This window comes from Stutzerimonas stutzeri KOS6 (assembly GCF_000307775.2).
GTDB classification, from domain to species: Bacteria; Pseudomonadota; Gammaproteobacteria; order Pseudomonadales; family Pseudomonadaceae; genus Stutzerimonas; species Stutzerimonas stutzeri_B.
Genome location: NZ_KK020676.1, coordinates 17,573 through 40,281 on the forward strand (window position 1 = coordinate 17,573; position 22,709 = coordinate 40,281).

The following is a 22,709-nucleotide window of genomic DNA, read 5'->3' on the forward strand; positions in this document are numbered from 1 at the left end:
GCGGGCACCGCGAGCCAGGCTTGGTTATCATGCCGCCACCGCTTTACCGTGAGATTGCCATGCGTCGCCTGCTGACCCTGCTGCTCCTGCTCTTCGCAATTCCCGCCAACGCCGGCCTGTTCGACAACAAGCCCAGCGTCAGTTTCGGCGGCGCGCTGAACAACAGTGCCGATTTCCTGCCGGTGCGCGAGGCGTTCCGGCTGAGCCTGGTCGAGACGACACCCCAGCAGATCAGACTTCGCTTCGTCGCAGCCGAAGGCTACTACCTGTATCGCCATCGCTTCGCCTTCCAGGCCAGCGAGGCGGACATCAGGATCGGCGAGGCCCGACTACCCGATGGCGTGCCCAAGGTCGACGACTACTTCGGGGAAATCGAAGCCTACTACGGCATCATCGATATCGAACTGCCGGTGACCAACCCGGACAACCGCCCCTTCGTCCTGCAGGTTTCCTATCAAGGCTGTGCCGACAAGGGGCTGTGCTATCCGCCCGAGACCGAGTCGATCCCCATCGGCGAGGGTGCCGCCCCGCCAACCACAGCCGCGACGCCCGGCCAGGCGACCGAGCGCGAACTGTCCTGGCGATCCATTGCCTTGTTCTTCCTCGCCGGTCTCGGCCTGACGTTCACGCCCTGCGTACTGCCAATGCTGCCGATCCTCACTGGCGTGGTCCTGCGCGATCAGCCAGGCGGAACGCGCAGCCTGCTCCTGTCGCTGGCGTACGTTTTGCCTATGGCCGGCGGATTCGCCGTACTGGGCGCCTTGATGGGCGTGTTCGGCGCGGAACTGAATCTGCAGGCTCGCCTACAGTCACCCTGGGTCCTGGTGCCCTTCGCACTGTTCTTCGTCGCGTTCGCGCTGTCGATGTTCGGCGTGTTCGAATTGCGTCTGCCGCAGGCGCTGAGCAGCCGCCTGGACCGCCTCGCTGGCAGCGCGCGCGGAGGCTCGTTCACCGGCGCGGCGCTGCTCGGCGCAATCTCCAGCCTGCTAGTGTCGCCATGCGTTTCGGCGCCCCTGGCCGGTGCGCTGCTCTACATCAGCGCCAGTGGCGACGCACTGGGCGGCGGGTTGAAGTTGTTCGCGCTGGGCCTGGGCATGGGGGCACCGCTGGTGCTGTTCGCCACTGGCGGCGGCGCGCTGCTGCCCAAGAGCGGCCCCTGGATGGTGAACGTGCGCAATACCTTCGGCGTACTGTTGCTGGCCGTCGCGGTATGGATGCTCGAGCGCGTCCTGCCCGGCCCGATCGCGCTGGCCCTGTGGGGCCTGCTGGCCGCAGGCAGCGCGCTGTTTCTCGGCACTCTGGAACTCACCGACAAGTCGCCGCGCCAGAAGCTCGCCCAATTGCTGGGGCTGGCCCTGCTGGTCTATGCGTTGGCGGCCTGGGTCGGTGCGCTGCAGGGCGGCTCCGATCCACTCAGGCCACTGCCCACTGCCGTTCATTCGGTGCCAGGCGATCCGTCGAGCGAAGGCTGGCACAGCATATCGACGCCCGCCGAGCTCGACGCCCAGCTGTCCGCTGCACGTGCCGCCGGTCAACCGTTGATACTCGACTGGTACGCCGACTGGTGCATCAGCTGCAAGGTCATCGAGCGGGAAGTCTTCGCCGACCCACGGATTGCACCACGTCTAGCCGACTATCGCCTGATCCGCTTCGACATCACCGAAAGCAACGCCGCCCAGCGCAGCCTGTTGGACCGCTACAAGCTGTTCGGACCGCCGGCCATCCTGTTCTTCGATCGCAGCGGGGACGAGTTGAGCGAGGTCCGGGTGATCGGCGAGATCGACGCCGCCGGCTTTGGCGAACGCCTGGATCAGGCCGCGACGCTGCTCTAGCACCGGCTCTCGGCCACGGCGGCAGCGGCCGTCATCGCGACCACCGACGCCGCCGCATCATTGCGGCAATCTCCAGACATAATGCGGGCATTTACCGCGATCGCGACATGACTGGACAGTCAGCCCATGCTTGGGGCATAGTTTTTCCTTTCTCGCCACCCAGCCTGTAGCGCGGGTCGGCGCACCTAGAAAAACAAGGAACATGCATGGCCACGTTTCTGGTCCTCCACGGCCCGAACCTCAATCTGCTCGGTACCCGCGAGCCAGGCGTCTACGGCGCCGTCACGCTGGCCCAGATCAATCAGGATCTGGAGCAGCGCGCCCGCGATGCCGGACATCATCTGCTGCACCTGCAGTCGAACGCCGAATACGAGCTGATCGAACGCATCCATGCCGCGCGCAGCGAAGGCGTCGACTTCATCCTGATCAATCCCGCAGCCTTCACGCACACCAGCGTCGCGTTACGTGACGCATTGCTGGCCGTGAGCATCCCATTCATCGAAGTGCACCTGTCCAACGTGCACAAACGTGAACCTTTCCGCCATCACTCCTATTTCTCCGACGTAGCGGTAGGGGTGATCTGCGGCCTTGGCGCCAGCGGCTACCGGCTGGCCTTGGAGGCCGCCCTGGAACAACTCGCTGCTTCCTGAGGGACACCACCGAGTGTCTTGAAGAAGCGAGCAGCAATGCCCTTTGAACTTACCTGGGAGTCAATGCTTCATGGATATTCGCAAAGTCAAGAAACTGATCGAACTGCTGGAAGAGTCCGGTATCGACGAACTGGAAATCCACGAGGGTGAAGAGTCGGTACGCATCAGCCGCCACAGCAAGCAGGTCGCGATGCAGCAGCCGATCTACGCTCAGGCTCCGGCCGCACCGGCACCCGCCCCGGTAGCTGCTGCCCCGGTTGCCGACGCTGCGCCCGCCGCGCCCAAGCTGAACGGCAATGTGGTCCGCTCGCCGATGGTCGGCACCTTCTACCGTGCATCCTCGCCGGAATCCAAGGCGTTCGTCGAAGTCGGTCAGAGCGTTAAGAAAGGCGACATCCTCTGCATCGTCGAAGCCATGAAGATGATGAACCACATCGAGGCCGAGATCAGCGGCACCATCGAATCCATCCTGGTGGAGAATGGTCAGCCGGTCGAATACGACCAGCCGCTGTTCACCATCGTTTGAACCGCGGAGAGCCAGCGATGTTGGAAAAAGTACTGATCGCCAACCGCGGCGAGATCGCCCTTCGAGTCCTGCGCGCATGCAAGGAACTGGGCATCAAGACCGTGGCGGTGCACTCCACTGCCGACCGTGACCTGATGCACGTGTCGCTGGCCGACGAGTCCGTGTGCATCGGCCCGGCCTCTTCCGCCCAGTCGTACCTGAGCATCCCGGCGCTCATCGCCGCCGCCGAGGTAACAGGGGCCGATGGCATCCATCCCGGCTACGGCTTCCTCGCCGAAAATGCCGACTTCGCCGAACAGGTGGAGAAATCCGGCTTTACCTTCATCGGCCCGACCGCAGACGTCATTCGCCTGATGGGCGACAAGGTGTCCGCCAAGGACGCGATGAAGCAGGCCGGCGTACCGACCGTACCCGGCTCCGACGGCCCGCTGCCGGAAGACGAGCAGGAAGCACTGCGCATCGCCCGCGAGGTGGGTTATCCGGTGATCATCAAGGCCGCCGGTGGCGGTGGTGGTCGCGGCATGCGCGTGGTGCACAAGGAAGAGGACCTGATCGCCTCGGCCAAGCTGACCCGCAACGAAGCCGGCGCAGCCTTCGGCAATCCGATGGTTTACCTCGAGAAGTTCCTGACCAACCCGCGCCACGTGGAAATCCAGGTGCTGGCCGACGGCCAAGGTAACGCCATCCACCTGGGGGATCGCGACTGCTCGCTGCAGCGCCGCCACCAGAAGGTGATCGAGGAAGCCCCCGCCCCGCTGATCGACGAAGAAGCCCGCCGCAAGGTCCAGGCCCGCTGCGTCAAGGCCTGTATCGACATTGGCTACCGTGGCGCCGGCACCTTCGAGTTCCTCTATGAAGACGGCAACTTCTACTTCATCGAGATGAACACCCGCGTGCAGGTCGAGCACCCCGTTACCGAGATGGTCACCGGCATCGACATCGTCAAGGAGATGCTGCTGATCGGCGGCGGCCAGAAGCTGTCGTTCAAGCAGGAAGACGTCGTCATTCGCGGCCATGCCGTCGAATGCCGCATCAACGCCGAAGACCCGCGCACCTTCATGCCCAGCCCGGGCAAGGTGAAGCACTTCCACGCCCCGGGCGGCAATGGTGTGCGCGTCGACTCGCACCTGTACGACGGCTACACGGTACCGCCGCACTACGACTCGCTGATCGGCAAGCTGATCACCTTCGGCGCCACCCGCGACGAGGCCATGGGCCGCATGCGCAATGCCCTGGACGAACTGATCGTAGACGGCATCAAGACCAACGCCCCGCTGCACCGCGACCTGGTTCGCGATCCAGGCTTCTGCAAGGGCGGCGTCAACATCCATTACCTGGAGAAGAAACTGGGTATGGACAAGCACTAAGCTGCAAGCTGCAAGCTGCAAGCTGCAAGCTGCAAGCTGCAAGCTGCAAGCTTATGATGCACACCTCTGGAGCGGCCTCGGCCGCTCCTTCTTTTTATTCTTGCAGCTTGAGGCTTGAAGCTTGAAGCTGCTCCCTAAGGGAGCCTCCCATGTCCTGGCTGCAGATTCGACTCGCCATCACCCCCGATCAGGCCGAAGCGCTGGAAGACCAGCTGCTGGATCTCGGTGCGGTTTCCGTGACCTTCATGGACGCCGAGGACCAGCCGATCTTCGAGCCGGACCTCAACACCACCCCGCTGTGGTCGCACACACACCTGCTGGCATTGTTCGAAGCCGACACCGACCCGGACGCCCTGCTCGCCCATCTTCAACTGTTGCGCGGCGGCGAGTTGCCCGAGCATCAGGTCGAGGTGATCGAAGACCAGGATTGGGAACGCAGCTGGATGGACAACTTCCAGCCGATGCGCTTCGGCCGCCGCCTGTGGATCGTGCCGAGCTGGCATGCCGCGCCGGAACCGGATGCCGTCAACCTGCTGCTCGACCCCGGCCTGGCGTTCGGCACGGGCACCCACCCCACCACCGCGCTGTGCCTCGAGTGGCTGGATGGCCAGCACCTCGACGGGCAAACGCTGCTGGACTTCGGCTGCGGCTCGGGGATTCTTGCCATTGCCGGCCTGCTGCTGGGCGCCGCTCACGCGGTCGGCACCGATATCGATATCCAGGCTCTGGAAGCCTCGCGCGACAATGCAGTGCGCAACGGCATCGGCGAGCAGCGCTTCGCGCTCTACCTGCCGGAACAACTGGCACCACAGCCGGCCGATATCGTGGTCGCGAACATACTCGCCGGCCCGCTGGTTACGCTGGCGCCCCGCATCACAGCACTGGTCAAGCCGGGCGGGCGTCTGGCGCTCTCCGGCGTTCTCGCCGAGCAGGCCGAAGAAGTTCGTGCGGCCTACGAACAAGCATTCGAACTCGACCCGACCGCCGAGAAGGATGGCTGGGTACGCATCAGCGGCGTGCGCCGCGCCTGAGCTTGCGACGCTGTCCGCACGGTTGCGCGCCAGCGCCTGCCAATCACTGCCGCTGGCCGACCCGCATGCGCTAGACTAGCCGGCACATTCGCGCGGAACCACGCATGACCAGCTTCATCACCCAGTGCCCCCACTGCAGCACCCGCTTTCGCATCGGCCGCAGCCAGCTTCGCGCTGCGCGTGGAGCAGTCCGTTGCGGGGCCTGCCTTCAGGTGTTCAATGCTGCCCACCAGTTGCTGCGCGATGAGCTCGACCCGACCCGCCCCCTGAGCACGCCACCCGCGGCCCGCAGTGTGTTGCCCCCGGAGCAGAGCGCCAGGCCAGCGGACGTCACCCCTGTATCGCACACACCGGATGACACGCTGTGGATCCATGACGACCTGGATCTGGACAGCCTTGACCTCGACGAAGAACTGGCCAAGCTGGAGCGCCAGGAGCGCGAGCTGTCGAACGACCTGAACGCGCCGGAACGCGACGACGGCACCGCCCTGCCCCTCGAGGCGCAGCCTGCTGCCGCAGCCAGACTCGACGAAAACCGGACCGAACCCCTGCCCGTCGAGCGGAGCGCCACGCAGCCCTCCGCGAGCCGGAGCGACGACACGGTCACCTTTGCACCGGTCACCGCGGATGCGCCCCAGCAACCGGCCCCACTGGCGATGAATGCCCGCCCGCTGTCCGCTGCCAGGGCGCAACAGGCGCATAACGAGCGGATCGAGCCGCAACTGGTGCTAGCGGAACGCGAGCCGCAACCTGCCGAAGCGGTCGCGCCCCTGCTACACGAACCGGACCTGCGCGAGGAACCGCTGTTCGAACTTGACGACGAGCCGCTGCAACTGGACTGGCAGGAGCGCAAGAGCCCATGGCCACGCCGGCTTGGCTGGGGCCTCCTGAACCTTCTTGCGTTGCTCGCGCTGGGCGCCCAGTACGTCATGTACAACTACGACGCGCTGTCACGACAGGCCGAGTATCGCCCGTGGTTCGAGCGGATCTGTCCGACGCTGGGCTGCGAACTGCCGGCATTGGTCGACATCTCGCAGATCAAGAGTAGCAACCTGATCGTGCGCAGCCATCCGGACTTCACCGGAGCACTGGTGGTCGACGCGATCCTTTACAACCGCGCCGCCTTCGCGCAGCCCTTTCCGCTGCTGGAGATCCGCTTTGCCGACCTGAACGGCAAACTGCTCGCCAGCCGCAGCTTCAAGCCCAGCGAGTACCTGTCCGGCGAAATGGCCGGCCAGGCGCAGATGCCACCCCAGGTTCCGATCCACATTGCGCTGGACATTCTCGATCCGGGCGCGAAAGCGGTGAACTACAGCCTGAGCTTCCACTCCCCGGAGTGACGCGATGCCATCCCAGCAAGATCAGACCCGCGACCATTCGACGAGTCGCCGGTCAGGGCCGGCAAACTCCTGGCGATAAGCCCGGCGCTGTTCAGAATTTGTTCAAAACAGCCTTTAACCCGTCATGCGGAGCGGGTATTATGCCCACCCTTTTTTGTAGTCCCGATCGACCAAAGAACCTGTTCAGGATCTGCTGCGCGTCGGCCCTGCTGCGTTAAAACAGGCTTGGAATGCTCATTACATCAGTAAAGTCGCCCGCGACTCCGACCATTCCTCGCCTGTTGATTCGCTGGTGCTCATCCTTCGGCTGTTTCTCCCGTTGGTCGTTGCGCCTTGCAGGACGCTAGCTCGCTAGTTCGTACAGGCTCTAACAAGCAGGCCCCAAGCAGGGAATCTTCATGTCAGCGGTACGCATCGGCCCTTACACCTTGACGAACCGGTTGATCCTCGCGCCCATGGCGGGTGTGACCGACCAGCCGTTCCGCCAGTTGTGCCGCCGCTTCGGCGCAGCCCTGGTGGTCTCGGAAATGCTCACCAGCGACGTGCGCCTGTGGAACAGTCGCAAGTCGCGCCTGCGCATACCGCACGCCGACGAGCCCGAACCGCGCTCGGTGCAGATCGCCGGTGGCGACCCGCAGATGCTGGCCGAGGCCGCACGGCGCAACGTGGAGCTGGGTGCGCAGATCATCGACATCAACATGGGTTGCCCGGCCAAGAAGGTCTGCAACAAGGCCGCCGGCTCGGCGCTGATGCGTGACGAGCAACTGGTCACGCAGATCCTCGAAGCCGTGATCGGTGCCGTGGACGTCCCGGTGACGCTGAAGATTCGTACGGGTTGGGACCGGCAGAACAAGAACGGCCTGGCTGTCGCCCGCATTGCCGAGCAGTCCGGCATCGCCGCGCTTGCCGTTCACGGCCGGACACGCGCCGACCTGTACACCGGCGATGCCGAATACGACACCATCGCCGCCATCAAGCAGGCAGTGTCGATCCCGGTGTTCGCCAATGGCGACATCGATTCGCCGCACAAGGCCGCCCAGGTACTGCGGGCAACCGGAGCGGATGGCCTGCTGATCGGCCGTGCGGCGCAGGGTCGCCCGTGGATCTTTCGCGAAGTGGAGCATTATCTGCGCACCGGCGAGCTGCTGGCGGCGCCGACGCTGGACGAGATCGAAGGCACCCTGCTCGAGCATGTGCAGGCGCTGCATGAATTCTATGGCGAGGTGATGGGAGTCCGTATCGCCCGCAAGCACGTGGGCTGGTATCTCGCAACACTGCCGGGCGCGGGGGACTTCCGCACCCGTTTCAATCATCTGGAAGACAGGGATGCACAGGGCCTCAGCATTCGGCAGTTCTTTGCCGAACAACGCTCAGGGCCTGGCTCGGTGGATGGAACAGAGGTGGCCGCATGACGCTGTTGAATGAAACATTGGTAAGTGGAACAACATCCGTGAGTGACAACCTGAACCTCAAGCAGCACCTGAACACGCCGAGCGAAGCGGGGCAGACGCTGCGAGGCAGCGTCGAGAAAGCGCTGCACAACTATTTCGCCCGCCTCGAAGGTGCCGACGTCACGGACGTTTACAACCTCGTACTCTCCGAAGTGGAAGCACCACTGCTGGAAACCGTGATGCACTACGTCAAGGGCAACCAGACCAAGGCTTCCGAGCTGCTGGGCCTGAACCGCGGCACCCTGCGCAAGAAACTCAAACAGTACGACCTGCTCTGACGCGGCAGCTGGCAGGCGCGGCTGTCCGCACCTGCCGGTTTCGCGGACTCAAGCCTGTAGCCTCTAGGAACCGTCAATGACCGACCAAACCACCCGCCTTCCCGTGCGCCGCGCGCTGATCAGCGTGTCCGACAAGACCGGCGTCGTCGACTTCGCCCGCGACCTCGAAGCCCTCGGCGTCGAGATCCTCTCCACCGGCGGCACCTTCAAGCTGCTGCGCGAGAACGGCATCGCTGCCGTCGAAGTCGCCGACTACACCGGCTTCCCGGAGATGATGGATGGCCGGGTGAAGACTCTGCACCCGAAGATTCACGGCGGCATCCTTGGTCGTCGCGACCTGGACGGGGCAGTGATGGCCGAGCACGGCATCGCGCCGATCGACCTGGTGGCGGTCAATCTCTACCCCTTCGCTGCCACCGTGGCCAAGCCTGGCTGCACCCTGCCGGATGCCATCGAAAACATCGACATCGGCGGCCCGACCATGGTCCGCAGCGCGGCGAAGAACCACAAGGACGTCGCCATCGTGGTCAATGCCGAAGACTATGCGTCGGTGATCGAAAACCTGAAGAACGGCGGGCTGACCTACGCCCAGCGCTTCGACCTGGCGCTCAAGGCATTCGAGCACACGGCCGGCTACGACGGCATGATCGCCAACTACCTGGGCGGCATCGACCAGAGCACCGAGCAGCTCAGCACCGAAGGGCGCAGTCTGTTCCCGCGCACCTACAACATGCAGTTCATCAAGGCGCAGGACATGCGCTACGGCGAGAACCCGCACCAGCAGGCGGCCTTCTATGTCGAAAAGCCGGAAGAAGCCTGCGTCGCCACCGCCAGGCAACTGCAGGGCAAGGAACTGTCGTTCAACAATGTGGCCGACACCGACGCCGCGCTGGAGTGTGTGAAGAGCTTCACCAAGCCGGCCTGCGTGATCGTCAAGCACGCCAACCCCTGCGGCGTCGCGGTGGTGCCTGACGACGAAGGCGGCATTCGCAAGGCCTACGACCTGGCCTACGCCACCGACAGCGAATCGGCTTTCGGCGGCATCATCGCCTTCAACCGCGAGCTGGACGGCGAGACGGCCCAGGCCATCGTCGAGCGCCAGTTCGTCGAGGTGATCATCGCGCCCAAGGTTTCCCAGGCCGCCCGTGACGTCGTGGCCAGCAAGGCCAACGTGCGCCTGCTCGAATGCGGCGAGTGGCCGGCCGAGCGCAGCCCGGGCTGGGACTACAAGCGCGTCAACGGTGGCCTGCTGATCCAGAGCCGCGACATCGGCATGATCACCGAAGCGGACCTGAAGATCGTCACCCAGCGCGCGCCGACCGAGCAGGAAATCCACGACCTGATCTTCGCCTGGAAAGTGGCCAAGTTCGTCAAGTCCAACGCCATCGTCTACGCCAAGAACCGCCAGACCGTCGGCGTCGGTGCCGGGCAGATGAGCCGGGTCAACTCCGCACGCATCGCCGCGATCAAGGCTGAGCACGCCGGCCTGCCGGTACCCGGCGCGGTGATGGCGTCCGACGCCTTCTTCCCGTTCCGCGACGGTATCGACAATGCGGCCAAGGCCGGTATCACCGCAGTGATCCAGCCGGGCGGCTCGATGCGCGACAACGAGGTGATCGCCGCCGCCGATGAAGCCAACATCGCGATGGTATTCACCGGCATGCGCCATTTCCGTCATTGATCCGCTGGTGGATGGCTTCGGCCATCCACCCTGCATGGAACGCCAGACATCGTAGGGTGGGTAACGCTTTGCTTATCCACCGATCGGGCCACCGGCCCGACTCCCCAAGGAGAACGCAATGAACGTACTGATCATCGGCAGCGGCGGCCGCGAGCACGCCCTGGCCTGGAAGGTCGCACAGGACCCACGCGTCGCCAAGGTGTTCGTCGCCCCGGGCAATGCCGGCACCGCGACCGAAGCCAAGTGCGAGAACGTCGCCATCGACGTACTGGCCATCGAACAACTGGCGGACTTCGCCGCCGCCAATGTGCAGCTGACCATCGTCGGTCCCGAAGCACCGTTGGTCAAAGGCGTGGTCGACCTGTTCCGCGCGCGCGGCCTGGACATCTTCGGCCCCACTGCCGCCGCTGCCCAGCTGGAAGGCTCGAAGGCCTTCACCAAGGATTTCCTGGCTCGCCATGCGATTCCTACCGCCGACTACCAGAACTTCACCGAAGTCGAGCCAGCCCTGGCCTACCTACGGGAGAAAGGCGCTCCGATCGTCGTCAAGGCTGACGGCCTGGCCGCCGGCAAAGGCGTGATCGTGGCGATGACGCTGGAAGAAGCCGAGGAAGCCGTACGCGACATGCTCTCCGGCAATGCCTTCGGCGACGCCGGAGCACGCGTGGTGATCGAGGAGTTCCTCGACGGCGAGGAAGCCTCCTTCATCGTCATGGTCGACGGCGAACATGTGCTGCCGATGGCCACCAGCCAGGATCACAAGCGCGTCGGCGACGGCGACACCGGCCCGAACACCGGCGGCATGGGCGCCTATTCGCCAGCACCGGTAGTCACCCCGCAGGTCCATCAGCGCGTAATGGACGAGGTGATCTATCCGACCGTGCGCGGCATGGCTGCCGAGGGCAACGTCTACACCGGCTTCCTCTACGCCGGGCTGATGATCGACCAGGCCGGCAAGCCGAAAGTCATCGAGTTCAACTGTCGCTTCGGCGATCCGGAAACCCAGCCGATCATGGTGCGCCTGGAAAGCTCCCTGGTGCTGCTGATCGAGGCCGCGCTGGCCAGGGCACTGAACAAGGTCGAGGCGACCTGGGATCCGCGCCCGACCGTGGGCGTGGTATTGGCCGCGGGCGGCTATCCCGGCGACTACGCCAAGGGTGATGTCATCGAAGGCCTGGATGCAGCCGCTGCGCTGGATGGCAAGGTATTCCATGCCGGCACCGCACTCGACAGCCAGGGCCAGGTGGTAACGGCTGGCGGACGTGTGCTCTGCGCCACCGCCATCGGTCGCAGCGTTGCCGAGGCGCAACAGCAGGCCTACCGTCTGGCGGAAAAAATCCGCTGGAATGGCTGCTTCTATCGCCAGGACATCGGCTATCGCGCCATAGCCCGCGAGCTGGGCGAAGGCTGAAACACAGCCTGTCACCGGGAATGCGCGCGGCGCCCTGCTTTATCGCTACCGCGCGCATTACAGGCTGACAACGGCATGGCTATAATCCGCCGTCACACTCATGAACGGACTTCTCCAGTGGGTCGGCTCCGGATTGCCATCGTTCTTCTCTTCGGCCTGCTGCTGATCAACCTGATCCCGCTATCGGCCCAGGCATCCGTTGCGCAGTCGCCGACGCCCGCGACGCTGCCCGCCCAAGCCAATTCGACGCCGCAGAACTGGCGCATGCTGATCGACCAGTCCGGCCGGCTGACGCTCGATGAAGTGGTGTCCCAGCGTGCGCTGTTCCAGCGTCTGGACAAACTGTCCTATAGCGCCCCCGCGAGCGACCGTGCAGTCTGGCTGCAGGTCAGCCTGCCGCCACTGACCAAACCGAAGTGGTTGTCGCTGTTCGCACCGCGCGTGCAGTACCTGGATTTCTACCTGCTGCGCGATGGTCAGCTCGAACAGCACGCCGCCACCGGCGAGCTGCGCCCCATCAGTGCACGCCCCCTGCCCAATCGGGCCTATCTGTTCAGCCTGCCCAACGACGGTCAGCCGAGGGAAGCCTACATCCGCCTGCAATCCAGTCATCCGCTGATGACCTGGTTCAGGACCATCGACGAGCGGGGCCTGGTCAGCCAGACCAAGCCCGCCTACCTGTTCGGCGCGCTGTTCGGCGCCCTGGCCCTGTTGACGGTGTACAACCTGCTGCGCTTCGCCTACACCCTCAGCTACACCCATGTCTGGCTGAGCCTGCTGCACGGCGCGCTACTGACCTGCGCCATGGCCAACCTCGGAGTGCTGGCAGTCTGGCTGCCGGGACTGATCTACAGCCAGCCGCTGATTGCCGATCTGTCGGCGCTGGCCGCCAGCTGCGCCCTGCTCGGTTACACGCTGGGGTTTTTCCACCACCGTCGCCGACCCTGGATCACCTGGCTGCTGGGCATCGAATTCAATGTGGTGCTGGCTGTTGCCGCCGGCATCCTGCTGGGCCAGTGGCTCTGGCACAGCTGGCTGATCTACTCGCTGGTGCTGGCGGCCTCGTGCAGCGCACTGCTCGTATCGCTCTATCAGTGGCGCCAGGGTTATCAACCGGCACGGCTGGTGGTGGCCGGGGCGCTGGTATTCAACGGCGGCATGCTGTTCTTCATGCCCATCCTGCTGGGCTTCGATCAGCTCGACCCGGGCTGGCTCACCGGGGGCCTGTTCAGTCTCGCCACCGTCGCAGGGCTGTTGCTCAGCTTCGCCCTGCTCGAACGCCAGCGCCAGCACCAGACCGACAGCCGCACCCAGTACACGGCTGCCGCCGTCAGCAGCGCGGAGCTGAAAACCAAGGCCGACTTCCTCTCCAGGATCAGCCATGAACTGCGTACGCCGATGAATGGCGTGCTCGGCATGAGCGAGCTGCTGCTAGGGACCTCGCTGTCGGCCAAGCAACGCGATTACGTGCAAACGATCCACAGCTCCGGTAATGAACTGCTCAATCTGATCAACGAGATTCTCGATATTTCCAAGCTCGAATCCGGCCAGATCGAGCTCGACGACGTGCAATTCGATTTCAATGCGCTGATCGAGGACTGCCTGAGCATCTTCCGCGCCAAGGCCGAGCAGCAGAAGATCGAACTGATCAGCTTCATCCAGCCACAGCTGCCGCAGGTTGTGGCCGGCGATCCGACACGCCTGCGCCAGACCCTGCTGAACCTGCTGGAAAATGCCTTCAAGCAGACCGACGAAGGCGAGGTGCTGCTGATTGCCGCGGTAGACGGCCCTCTGGACAACCCGCGACTGCGCATCACGGTGCAGGACAGCGGTCGCCCGCTGGAGGCATACGAGCGCGACGCCCTGCTCAATGCAGAGGTGGACAGCCATGACTTCCTCGCCGCCACCCGCCATGGCGGGCGCCTGGGCCTGATCATCGCCCGCCAGCTGGTCCAGCTGATGGATGGCGACTTCGGGATACAGACAGGCACGCCCCACGGCAATACCTTGTGGATCAGCCTGCCGCTGGCCAGCGAAGGATTGGCACAGAACAATGCCGATCTGGACAGCCCGCTGCAGGGCGCCCGCCTGCTGATCGTCGACGACAATGACACCTGCCGCAAGGTTCTGGTCCAGCAATGCAGCGGCTGGGGCCTGGAAGCCAGTGCGGTCGCCTCGGGCAAGGAAGCGCTGGCGCTGCTGCGCACCAAGGCTCACCTGCACGAATACTTCGACGTGGTCCTGCTTGACCAGGACATGCCGGGCATGACCGGCATGCAACTGGCAAGCAAGATCAAGGAAGATTCCAGCCTCAGCCATGACATCCTGCTGATCATGCTCACCGGCATGAGCAGCGCGCCGAGCAAGATCATCGCGCGCAACGCCGGCATCAAGCGCATCCTGGCCAAGCCGGTGGCCGGCTACACCCTCAAGACCACCCTTGCCGACGAACTCGCCCAGCGCCGTCAGCGCAGCCCGCAGCGGCCGACTGCGACAGCGTCCTCCTCGGCTTCGCCCGAGGCTCCGGGTGACTTCCGCATTCTCGTCGCCGAAGACAACAACATTTCCACCAAGGTCATCCGCGGCATGCTGAACAAGCTCAACTTGCAGCCCGATACGGCCTGCAACGGAGAAGAGGCGCTCGAGGCCATCAAGGCCACCCCCTACGACCTGGTGCTGATGGACTGCGAGATGCCGGTGCTGGACGGCTTCCATGCCACGCGCCAGCTACGCGAGTGGGAAGCCCACCATGGCCGGCGGCGCACTCCGGTCGTCGCCCTGACCGCACACATCCTGAGCGAACACCGTGAACGCGCGCGTGAAGCTGGTATGGACGGGCATATGGCCAAGCCCGTCGAACTCTCGCACCTGCGCGAGCTGATCGACCACTGGGTACGCGTCAAGCAGGCCGAGCGCGTCGACTGAGGCGACGCGCGGCAACGCCCTCAGCAGGCTGCGCGCCGCACATCGCTGACCACCAGCCCGCTGTTCGGTTTCGCCGGCATGCGCGACAGGTCGAGGCGCAGGTCCTGTGCCGGCACGGCATACTCCATCGCGCCGGTCAGCATTCGCAACGCCACCTTGAGCAGTTCGATGGCCAGGCGCTCGCCCGGACATCGGTGCCCCTCGGCAGGGTCGCCACCACCCTGGGTGACGAAGCTGAAGGCTGCGCCCCGCCAGTTCACGAAGCGCTCCGGGTCGAACGCGTCGGCAGCCTGCCAGTGACGGGCTTCACGGTTGGTGCCCCACAGATCCAGCAATACGCGCGTGCCCGCCGGAAAATGAAAGCCCTGCCAGTCGAAGCCTTGCCGTACCCGCGCGGCAGCAAAGGGAAAAAATGCATGGAGTCGCCGCACTTCCTGCGCGAAGGGTTCGAGCATGGAGTCGTCGCTGCGCAAGCGCTCACGCCATTGCGGGTGCGCCAGTAACTCCAGTGCACCGTAGATGATGAAGTAGGACACCGCTACCGTCGGGCGCAACAGGTTGAGCAGCTCGACGGCCGCCACATGGCTGTCGAGCACCGAGCCATCCGGATCGCGGTAATGGGCCACGACCATGAGCGGCTTCGCGGGCTCGGCCTGCAACTGGCCGTCGCGAACCTGCTCGACCAGCTGCCGCGCCCACCCATCGGCTTCACGGCGCGCCTTGCGCGCCGCCCAGTGGCGCGCCCCGAGGCTACCGGCGCCGTCGATCATCGTCGCCAGCTGGTCGCGACGAGCCGGCAAATCCGCAGCAGGGAGCGGCACGCCGGCCCAACGGCAGACACTTTCAGTGAGGATCGTCTGCACTTCCGTCAGCAAACAGATGTCGCCGCACGACTGCCAGTTGTCGATCGCCCGGTGCCAGCCTTGCTCGGTCAGGCCGGCCAGTTCTCGACGGCGCCGGCATCCAGCAACTGCATGAACATGCGTTTGCGATGCCGATGTGCCTCACCGTCCAGCCCCTGTACGCCGCCTTGCCCGATCAGGGTCTTCTTCAGCATCCGCGGCATGGCCTGGGCACGCTGCAGATAGCGCTCGTCATAAAAAAGGCGCACCGCCTCTTCGCCGCTCAGGCAGATGGTGTTCTGCATCAGCAAACGTACCTGGAACACGTTGCTGTGCAGCTGCCGACAGCGGTCACGGATGAAGGGGTAGCCTTCGCCTAGCAGCGCCAGAGAGCTTTCCAGATGCTCATCTCGGGGGATCTCGGTCATTGTCGCCTTCCACCAGTCAGGTCTGCAGTCGACCGTCCACGGCTGCCAACGTTGCCGAGCGAGTGCTCCGAAGGCCGGAAAACTGAACAAAACCGGTCGAACGCTGCCGACTATCTGGACCGGTCGTAAACAGGCCGAGGTATCGGCGTGGTGGCGGATCGTGAGATGAACCGCCAGCACGCCCGCGCTATCAGCCACGAGGAGCCACGCGATAATGAAGAGGAGCGATGTCGCCTGGACCCTGATCGGGGTTTCGGCCGTGCTGCTGTCCGGCTATCTGCTGTACCAGGAAGTGCGCAATATTTCGCTGAGCGAGCTGGCCGACAGCCTGCACGCAATCGGCACGCAGCGCTGGCTGCTGGCGGCCCTGGCGACTCTGGGCGCCTACGCTGCACTGGCATGGTACGACCGCATCGCCATGGCCCACCTGGGCAAGAAGATCTCCTGGTGGTTCATCACCCTCTGCTCGTTCACCACCTACGCCCTGGCCCACAACATCGGCGCGTCAGTCTTTTCCGGCGCCCTGGTGCGCTATCGAGCCTACCGCAGTCGCGGTCTGACACCGCAGGAAATCGGCATCCTGATCGTGTTCTGCTCGCTGACATTCGCCCTCGGCGCCCTGCTGGCAGGCGGCATGGTGCTGCTCCTCGAGCCGCAGCTGCTGGACCGGCTCCTGGACAGCGCCAGCTGGGTTTCGACTGCAATCGGTTGCGGCTTGTTGCTGCTGATTGCCCTGTATGTATTCGGCGCCTGGCGTCAGTTGCCGGCCTGGCGGCTGGGCAAATGGCATATCGAATACCCGCGTCTGCGAATCGTCGCCCGCCAACTACTGGCCGGGCCGCTGGAACTGCTCTGCGCGGCGGCGATCATCTACTTCGCATTGCCCGCCGAGAACAATCCGGGCTACCTGACGGTTCTCGGCGTGTTTCTCGCATCGTTCTCACTGGCCCTGCTCTCCCACGCTCCCGGCGGCCTTGGCGTGCTGGAGCTGACCTTCGTCGCCGCGCTGCCGGAGGTGCCGACCGTCGATGTGCTGGCCGCGCTCATCGTGTTCCGCGGGTTCTATCTGTTGCTGCCGTTTGCCATCGCCATGGTGATCGTACTGCTCTTCGAGCACGGCCAGTGGCGCTCAAGGCGAGCCGAGACAACCGATCACTGAGCCGCCCGGCGCCTGCCGCAACCGCGTCCACCGCCGATATCGACGAAGATGGTCTGGCGAAGACGGCCCACACAGGCCATCATGCAGACCTTCCCAGACCAACTCGATGTCATGACCGAAACCGTCCATAGTCACGCCGAACACAAACCGCGCCCACTGATCGATCTGGCCGTAAGCATCCTGATTCCCTCGCTGGTCCTGATGAAGCTCAGTGGCGAAGAGCGCCTGGGTGCCGACGGTGCCCTGCTGCTCGCCCTGGCCTTTCCGCTGGCCTGGGGGCTGTGGGAGCTGGTCAGGTACCGCAAATTCAACTGGATCGCCCTGCTCGGCCTGGTCAGCGTGCTGTTTACCGGCGGCATCGGCCTGCTGCAGCTGGATACGCAGTGGCTGGCTGTCAAGGAGGCCGCCGTGCCGGGGATCATCGGCATCGCCGTGCTTGCCTCCACGCGCACACGCTATCCGCTGATTCGCACGCTGCTGTACAACCCGAAGGTGCTCAACGTGGACAAGATCCACGAACAGCTCGAGCACAACGGTCAGGTCGAACATTTCGAAACCCGCCTGCTGCGGGCAACCTACCTGCTCAGCGGCACCTTCTTCTTCTCCTCGGTCATGAATTACGTACTGGCCAAATGGATAGTCAACAGCCCTGCCGGCAGCGAAGCGTTCAATGCAGAGCTGGGGCGCATGACCCTGCTCAGCTATCCGATGATCGCCATACCCAGCATGCTGATGATGATGGCTATCTTCTTCTACCTCTGGCGCACCATCCACGGCCTGACCGGCCTGCGCCTGGAAGACATCATGGCTGCCTCTGCCCACGAGCAGCGCAACGGCAAATGATGGCGGTCCGGCGCGACCGCCCCGTGCGGGCGGTCGCGGCGGGTCCGAAAGCTGCGCGACGACAGCGATCGCCGTGATCGAATCGATGCCGATGTCGGTAGTCCAGCCGGCCAGCTTCAGCTAGCGCATTCGCCCGTTTCCAGGACGACGGCGCCTCCCTGCGGAGGCGGGACACAGCGCAGGCTCGACTGCGCCAAGGTTCTCAAGCGGCGGTCAGCAGCATCCATATCGGCAAGCTGATCGCGGCCGCCACCGTGGAGAGAAACACCGTGGAGCTCACCGCCCGGGTATCTTCGGAATGCTTGACGAAAGCCAGCACGTTGACCCCGCTCGGACAGGCCGCAAGCAATACCAGCACGTTGCGCGCATCCTGGTTCAGCCCAGGCAACCAGCCACTGAGCCACCAGACCATCGCCGGAAACAGCGCCAGCTTGATCAGCGTCAGCAGCAGTACCGAGCCGCTCGGCCGCAAGCGATAGCGCGACAGGCTGATGCCCAGCACCATCAGCGCACAAGGCAGCGCGGCCTGGGCCAGCCAGCCGACGATGCGCCATACCGGCTCCGGCAGTGCCAGGCCGGAAAGATTCAGCAGCGCCCCCAGCAGCAAGCCGACGATCAGCGGATTGGCCAGATTCTTCAGCAGCGCCGGCCCGCTGACCTTGTCGCCATCGCCAAGCGCCGCGTAGAAGCTCTGCAGTGAAAACAGCACCAGGCTGTGGAAGACCAGAATGGCGAAGACGTACACCAGGCTCTCGGTGCCGAGCAGCGTCGTCACCAGGGGAATGCCGACCAGGACGTTATTGGAATAGGCTGCGGTCAGCCCCAGGGGCGTCGCCCGCCCTTTCATGCGATGCGCGAACGCATTCACCAGCAAGAAGACCAGCAGCACCGGCGCGAAGTAGGCCAGCAGGAGCATCGGCGACATGCCCTCCCCCAGCTCGGCGCGGGCGATACCGTTGAAGAGCACCGCAGGCATGAACAGCTTGAACGTGACGCTGGCCAGCCCCGCCGCGCCTTCGTTGTTCAACCACTGACGCCAACCGAACAGATAACCGAGCGTAATCAGGCCGAAGATCGGCAGGATCGCCAGCACCACTACCATGTTGCCCCTCCTCCCGAGAGCCGAACTTCAGGCCACGCCAAGGCGCGGGGGCGCAAGAATACACGGGTGGGCAGACCTTCGCACGCAGGCCTGACGCCACCGCCAGCGGGTTTGGCTCAGGCCCGGAAGCTGCGCTCGCGAGCGACGCTACGTGCTTCCGACTGATGCAGGGCTGCGAGCACATCGGCCAGGTCGTCCCGCCAGGGCCGAGGCGCCAGGCCGAAGGTCGCCTCGAAGCGACTGCAGTCGAGCACTGACCACGCCGGGCGGCGCGCGGGCGTCGGATACTGCGCGGTCGCGATCGGCGACACTTCCGGCTGGCGGGCGAGCAGCCCCTGGGCCTCACCCTGGCGAAAGATCTCCACGGCGAAGTCATACCAGGAACAGGCCGGCGTGCCGCTGTAGTGATAGATTCCCCAAGTCAGGTCACCGCTGGCGGCATAGCGGCGTGCCAGTTCCAGCAGCACCGAGGCGATGCTGCCGGCCTGGGTCGGACAGCCCTCCTGGTCGCTCACCACGCCCAGCGCATCGCGCTGACGCGCCAGGCGCAACATGGTCTTGACGAAGTTGTGCCCATGCACGCCGTAAACCCAGCTGGTACGCAGGATCAGATGAGCCGCGTGGCTGACCCGGATGGCTTCTTCACCCGCCAGCTTACTCGCGCCATAGACGCCGGTCGGACCGGTTTCATCGATCTCGCGGTATGGTGAATCAGCCTCACCCGAAAAGACATAGTCGGTGGAAATGTGAAACAGCGGGATACCCGCGCGTGCAGCGGCCTCGGCGAGGTTGCGCGCACCCTCGCGGTTTACCGCATAGGCCTGTTCGGCATGGGACTCGGCATTGTCCACATGGGTATAGGCGGCCGCATTGATGATCAACCCGGGACGCTGCGCCAAGGCTGCAGCCACCTGCTCGGGGTGGACGATGTTCAGCTCGGCGCGAGTGGGCGCAAGCACGTCCAGGCCGAAATTTGCCGCTCGCTCGGCCAGCTCCCGCCCAATCTGGCCACCAGCCCCGCAAACGAGGATTCGCATTCTCTATAGCCTCATCGACGACGACCGCGCCAGGCACGGACGTCCGAAATAATCACTGCCAACGACGCCATACACGCTCATCGATTGGCGCCGCCGGATGTGCCATCGAAACGGACAGGAACGACTGTCGACACCGCGGTCAACGGCGGAGCAGAGCCTGCCCATGCATGATGGATGCAATTTCCAGCTTCGTTGAGGCCAGACAGAAGGCACTTTGTTCCCCGCTCAGGGAGAAAAATTTCCCCGTGTCCAACCCGGCTCGGTCAGAGCAGCACCGGCAACGGCCGGCTCAAACGCAACTCCTGCGTCGAAAGTTCGACAGCGTAAGCCAGCACCTCCACGCCTGCGGCTGCGGCATCACGCAGTGCCGCAGCATAGACCGGATCAATTTCCTGGGCAGGGCGCACGGCCTCGACACCACTGATATTGACGCAGTAAAGCTGCACCGCACGCACGCCGGTGCGGGCCAACGCCGCCAACTCGCGCAGATGGCGGGCGCCGCGCGCAGTCACGGCATCGGGGAAAGCCGCCACCGCGGTATCGTCAAACCCCAGCGTGACGCTCTTGACCTCGACATAGGCGGGCATGCCGGCATAGTCGAGGCAGAAATCCACTCGACTGTTCTCCACGCCATATGCCACCTCGCGCCTGAGGGCGGTGAACCCTGCCAGCTCGCCGATCCGCCCATCCAGCAGCGCCTCCTCCACCAACGGATTGGCCCGCGCCGTGTTCACGCAAGCCAGGCGCCCCTGAGGGGTTTCGACCAGTTCCCAGGTTCCCGGCAGCTTGCGCCTGGGGTCGTCGCTGCGCTGAAACCAGACCCGCGCACCTTCGCTCATGCAGTTGAGCATGGAGCCTGTATTGGGGCAGTGGATGCACAGCGCCTCGCCGTCGTCGCTGACGATATCGGCGAGAAAGCGCTTGTAGCGTCGAACCAGACGCCCCCGCTCCAGCGGTTTGGCGAAGCGCATCAGGACTGCCAGCTACGCAGGCCGCGGACGATGCGCTCGACGGCCTGTTGCAGACGCGGCAGGTCCTGGGTGTAGGCAAAACGCACATGATGCCCGGCCTGGAAGCGGCCAAAGTCCAGCCCCGGGGTGATGGCGACGAACTCGGTTTCCAGCATGTGCTGGCAGAACGCATAGGCCTCACCACCAAAGGCGCTGATGTCGGCATAGAGATAGAACGCCCCCTGCGGCTCGACGGCAATGCCGAAGCCCAGTTCGCGCAACGCCGGAAGCAGGAAGTCGCGGCGCCGAGCGAATTCGTCGCGACGCGCCTCGAGAATTTCCAGCGTTGCCGGCTCGAAACAGGCCAGAGCCGCATGCTGGGCCATGCTCGGCGCGCTGATGTACAGGTTCTGCGCCAGCTTCTCCAGTTCCGGCACCGCCGCCGGTGGCGCCACCAGCCAGCCCAGGCGCCAGCCGGTCATGCCGAAGTACTTGGAGAAACTGTTGAGCACGAAGGCGTCGTCGTCGACTTCCAGTACGCTGGCCGCATCCACGCCATAGGTCAGCCCGTGGTAGATCTCGTCGACCACCAGGTGACCGCCTCGCATCTTCAGCGCTGCCGAAAGCCCGCTCAGTTCATCACGATCGAGCAGTGTGCCGGTCGGATTGGCCGGCGACGCGACCAGCGCACCGACGCTGTCACGATCCCAGTAGCACTCGACCAGTTCGGCAGTCAACTGGTAGCGAACCTCCGGCCCTACCGGCACCAGCTGCGCGGCGCCCTCCACCAGCCGGAGGAAGTGCCGATTGCAGGGGTAGCCCGGGTCCGCGAGCAGCCAGTGCCGGCCCGGATCCACCAGCAGACTGGAAGCGAGCAACAACGCGCCGGAGCCGCCGGGAGTAATCAGGATGCGATCGGGGTCAATGGATAATCCATAGCGTTGCGCATAGAAGCCGGCAATCGCTTCGCGCAGCTGCGGCAACCCGCGCGCCGGCGTATAGCGTGTGTGTCCAGCGGCCAACGCGGCCTGGCCGGCGGCGACGATCGGGCCTGCGGTAGAGAAGTCCGGCTCGCCGATTTCAAGATGAATGACGTCGTGGCCTTGAACTTGCAGCTGGTTGGCCCGCTCCAACAGCGCCATGACATGGAAAGGTTCGATTGCGCGGCTGCGCGCGCTGTATGACGAGGTCATCTGACCTTCCTGTTGAGAACGAAACGTGAATTCTACCCAAGGTCCCGATACCGCTGCAGCCACTGTTGGATTGGGGAGTAGCGCACCCCGATGCGATCTGGTAAGTTCGCCCGCTTGCAGCCGCAGGGCCGGCACGGGCCGGCAAGGGACAAATCATCCTGCGCAATGGACATAGCGAGAGGCGTTCATCCATGCCCATTACCAAAGAAACACCATCGAGCAAGCAACTGATTCGCGCCTTCGAGCCCTATAAGGAAAGCAAGGGCGAGGAATACATGAGCGACAAGATGCGCGCCCACTTCACCGGCATCCTGAACAAGTGGAAGCAGGAGCTGATGGAAGAGGTCGATCGTACCGTCCATCACATGCAGGACGAGGCCGCCAACTTCCCCGACCCGGCCGACCGTGCCAGCCAGGAAGAAGAATTCAGCCTGGAACTGCGCGCCCGCGACCGCGAGCGCAAGCTGATCAAGAAGATCGACGAGACGCTGCAGCTGATCGAAGACAACGAATACGGCTGGTGCGACTCCTGCGGTGTCGAGATCGGCATCCGCCGTCTGGAAGCCCGCCCCACCGCCACGCTGTGCATCGATTGCAAGACGCTGGCGGAGATCAAGGAAAAGCAGATCGGTTCCTGATCCCGAACGGGGCGCTTCAGCGCCC

Annotated in this window: 20 protein-coding genes; 14 read left to right on the forward strand and 6 right to left on the reverse strand. The window is 64.4% G+C overall.

Annotated elements, in window-relative coordinates; all coding sequences use genetic code 11:
• Positions 1–29 precede the first annotated feature (29 nt).
• From B597_RS28660 to B597_RS28710, 11 genes are all read left to right on the forward strand, one after another.
• Positions 30–1,832: a protein-disulfide reductase DsbD gene (locus B597_RS28660; protein ID WP_024161738.1), complete on the forward strand. Its 1,803-nt coding sequence runs from the start codon at positions 30–32 to the stop codon at positions 1,830–1,832.
• 206 nt (positions 1,833–2,038) lie between these two features.
• Positions 2,039–2,482: a type II 3-dehydroquinate dehydratase gene (gene aroQ / locus B597_RS28665; RefSeq protein ID WP_003293162.1), complete on the forward strand. Its 444-nt coding sequence runs from the start codon at positions 2,039–2,041 to the stop codon at positions 2,480–2,482.
• 70 nt (positions 2,483–2,552) lie between these two features.
• Positions 2,553–3,008, forward strand: a complete 456-nt coding sequence (accB, locus tag B597_RS28670) for an acetyl-CoA carboxylase biotin carboxyl carrier protein (protein WP_003293163.1) — start codon at positions 2,553–2,555, stop codon at positions 3,006–3,008.
• Between the two features lie 17 nt (positions 3,009–3,025).
• Positions 3,026–4,375, forward strand: coding sequence for an acetyl-CoA carboxylase biotin carboxylase subunit (accC, locus tag B597_RS28675; protein ID WP_003293165.1), 1,350 nt, complete (start codon positions 3,026–3,028; stop codon positions 4,373–4,375).
• A gap of 149 nt (positions 4,376–4,524) precedes the next feature.
• Positions 4,525–5,406: a 50S ribosomal protein L11 methyltransferase gene (gene prmA, locus B597_RS28680; protein WP_003293166.1), complete on the forward strand. Its 882-nt coding sequence runs from the start codon at positions 4,525–4,527 to the stop codon at positions 5,404–5,406.
• A gap of 104 nt (positions 5,407–5,510) precedes the next feature.
• Complete coding sequence (locus tag B597_RS28685) at positions 5,511–6,746, forward strand: DUF3426 domain-containing protein (RefSeq protein ID WP_024161739.1); 1,236 nt, start codon at positions 5,511–5,513, stop codon at positions 6,744–6,746.
• Positions 6,747–7,144: 398 nt separating this feature from the next.
• Complete coding sequence (gene dusB / locus B597_RS28690) at positions 7,145–8,158, forward strand: tRNA dihydrouridine synthase DusB (RefSeq protein WP_003293168.1); 1,014 nt, start codon at positions 7,145–7,147, stop codon at positions 8,156–8,158.
• Positions 8,155–8,475 carry a DNA-binding transcriptional regulator Fis gene (gene fis / locus B597_RS28695; RefSeq protein WP_003293170.1) on the forward strand — a complete coding sequence of 107 codons (321 nt, stop codon included), beginning with the start codon at positions 8,155–8,157 and terminating at the stop codon, positions 8,473–8,475. The genes dusB and fis overlap by 4 nt, the downstream gene beginning before the upstream one ends.
• A gap of 76 nt (positions 8,476–8,551) precedes the next feature.
• The gene (gene purH / locus B597_RS28700) at positions 8,552–10,156 is read left to right on the forward strand and encodes a bifunctional phosphoribosylaminoimidazolecarboxamide formyltransferase/IMP cyclohydrolase (RefSeq protein WP_003293171.1); all 1,605 of its coding nucleotides are present in this window, start codon (positions 8,552–8,554) and stop codon (positions 10,154–10,156) included.
• A gap of 118 nt (positions 10,157–10,274) precedes the next feature.
• Positions 10,275–11,567, forward strand: a complete 1,293-nt coding sequence (purD, locus tag B597_RS28705; protein ID WP_003293173.1) for a phosphoribosylamine--glycine ligase — start codon at positions 10,275–10,277, stop codon at positions 11,565–11,567.
• Positions 11,568–11,684: 117 nt separating this feature from the next.
• A complete protein-coding gene (locus B597_RS28710) occupies positions 11,685–14,492 on the forward strand; it encodes a hybrid sensor histidine kinase/response regulator (protein ID WP_024161740.1) in 2,808 nt (935 codons plus the stop codon).
• 20 nt (positions 14,493–14,512) lie between these two features.
• Here the strand turns inward: B597_RS28710 and B597_RS28715 are convergent, their stop codons facing one another.
• Entirely contained in the window at positions 14,513–15,367 is an 855-nt protein-coding gene (locus B597_RS28715; RefSeq protein WP_226924955.1) for a cytochrome P450, read from the reverse strand.
• Positions 15,368–15,423: 56 nt separating this feature from the next.
• The gene (locus B597_RS47535) at positions 15,424–15,762 is read right to left on the reverse strand and encodes a cytochrome P450 family protein (protein WP_226924956.1); all 339 of its coding nucleotides are present in this window, start codon (positions 15,760–15,762) and stop codon (positions 15,424–15,426) included.
• 211 nt (positions 15,763–15,973) lie between these two features.
• Between B597_RS47535 and B597_RS28720 the strand changes: the two genes are divergently transcribed.
• Positions 15,974–16,921, forward strand: coding sequence for a lysylphosphatidylglycerol synthase transmembrane domain-containing protein (locus B597_RS28720; protein ID WP_024161741.1), 948 nt, complete (start codon positions 15,974–15,976; stop codon positions 16,919–16,921).
• Between the two features lie 111 nt (positions 16,922–17,032).
• Positions 17,033–17,764, forward strand: coding sequence for a VC0807 family protein (locus B597_RS28725; protein WP_024161742.1), 732 nt, complete (start codon positions 17,033–17,035; stop codon positions 17,762–17,764).
• 202 nt (positions 17,765–17,966) lie between these two features.
• Here B597_RS28725 and B597_RS28730 read toward each other — a convergent pair whose 3' ends face one another.
• The 4 genes from B597_RS28730 to B597_RS28745 all read right to left on the reverse strand — a co-directional run bounded on the left by B597_RS28730 (position 17,967) and on the right by B597_RS28745 (position 22,046).
• Entirely contained in the window at positions 17,967–18,866 is a 900-nt protein-coding gene (locus B597_RS28730; protein ID WP_003293182.1) for an AEC family transporter, read from the reverse strand.
• 116 nt (positions 18,867–18,982) lie between these two features.
• Positions 18,983–19,903 (reverse strand): dTDP-4-dehydrorhamnose reductase, encoded by a 921-nt coding sequence (gene rfbD / locus B597_RS28735; RefSeq protein WP_003293184.1) that lies wholly within the window; start codon positions 19,901–19,903, stop codon positions 18,983–18,985.
• Between the two features lie 263 nt (positions 19,904–20,166).
• Positions 20,167–20,874, reverse strand: a complete 708-nt coding sequence (gene sfsA, locus B597_RS28740) for a DNA/RNA nuclease SfsA (protein ID WP_003293185.1) — start codon at positions 20,872–20,874, stop codon at positions 20,167–20,169.
• Positions 20,874–22,046, reverse strand: coding sequence for a pyridoxal phosphate-dependent aminotransferase (locus B597_RS28745; RefSeq protein ID WP_003293186.1), 1,173 nt, complete (start codon positions 22,044–22,046; stop codon positions 20,874–20,876). The genes sfsA and B597_RS28745 overlap by 1 nt, the downstream gene beginning before the upstream one ends.
• A 191-nt stretch (positions 22,047–22,237) precedes the next feature.
• Here B597_RS28745 and dksA point away from each other — a divergent pair, with 191 nt between their 5' ends.
• Positions 22,238–22,684 carry an RNA polymerase-binding protein DksA gene (gene dksA, locus B597_RS28750; RefSeq protein WP_003284903.1) on the forward strand — a complete coding sequence of 149 codons (447 nt, stop codon included), beginning with the start codon at positions 22,238–22,240 and terminating at the stop codon, positions 22,682–22,684.
• Positions 22,685–22,709: the final 25 nt, after the last annotated feature.

What these genes read in the sequence shown, in the direction of transcription:
- dksA (WP_003284903.1), top strand. Translation starts at nt 22,238, where the DNA reads ATGCCCATTACCAAAGAAACACCATCGAGCAAGCAACTGATTCGCGCC.
- dusB (WP_003293168.1), top strand. Translation starts at nt 7,145, where the DNA reads ATGTCAGCGGTACGCATCGGCCCTTACACCTTGACGAACCGGTTGATC.
- prmA (WP_003293166.1), top strand. Translation starts at nt 4,525, where the DNA reads ATGTCCTGGCTGCAGATTCGACTCGCCATCACCCCCGATCAGGCCGAA.
- aroQ (WP_003293162.1), top strand. Translation starts at nt 2,039, where the DNA reads ATGGCCACGTTTCTGGTCCTCCACGGCCCGAACCTCAATCTGCTCGGT.
- accC (WP_003293165.1), top strand. Translation starts at nt 3,026, where the DNA reads ATGTTGGAAAAAGTACTGATCGCCAACCGCGGCGAGATCGCCCTTCGA.
- rfbD (WP_003293184.1), bottom strand. Translation starts at nt 19,903, where the DNA reads ATGCGAATCCTCGTTTGCGGGGCTGGTGGCCAGATTGGGCGGGAGCTG.
- B597_RS47535 (WP_226924956.1), bottom strand. Translation starts at nt 15,762, where the DNA reads ATGACCGAGATCCCCCGAGATGAGCATCTGGAAAGCTCTCTGGCGCTG.
- B597_RS28685 (WP_024161739.1), top strand. Translation starts at nt 5,511, where the DNA reads ATGACCAGCTTCATCACCCAGTGCCCCCACTGCAGCACCCGCTTTCGC.
- sfsA (WP_003293185.1), bottom strand. Translation starts at nt 20,874, where the DNA reads ATGCGCTTCGCCAAACCGCTGGAGCGGGGGCGTCTGGTTCGACGCTAC.
- accB (WP_003293163.1), top strand. Translation starts at nt 2,553, where the DNA reads ATGGATATTCGCAAAGTCAAGAAACTGATCGAACTGCTGGAAGAGTCC.
- purD (WP_003293173.1), top strand. Translation starts at nt 10,275, where the DNA reads ATGAACGTACTGATCATCGGCAGCGGCGGCCGCGAGCACGCCCTGGCC.
- fis (WP_003293170.1), top strand. Translation starts at nt 8,155, where the DNA reads ATGACGCTGTTGAATGAAACATTGGTAAGTGGAACAACATCCGTGAGT.
- B597_RS28745 (WP_003293186.1), bottom strand. Translation starts at nt 22,046, where the DNA reads ATGACCTCGTCATACAGCGCGCGCAGCCGCGCAATCGAACCTTTCCAT.
- B597_RS28725 (WP_024161742.1), top strand. Translation starts at nt 17,033, where the DNA reads ATGACCGAAACCGTCCATAGTCACGCCGAACACAAACCGCGCCCACTG.
- B597_RS28730 (WP_003293182.1), bottom strand. Translation starts at nt 18,866, where the DNA reads ATGGTAGTGGTGCTGGCGATCCTGCCGATCTTCGGCCTGATTACGCTC.
- B597_RS28660 (WP_024161738.1), top strand. Translation starts at nt 30, where the DNA reads ATGCCGCCACCGCTTTACCGTGAGATTGCCATGCGTCGCCTGCTGACC.
- purH (WP_003293171.1), top strand. Translation starts at nt 8,552, where the DNA reads ATGACCGACCAAACCACCCGCCTTCCCGTGCGCCGCGCGCTGATCAGC.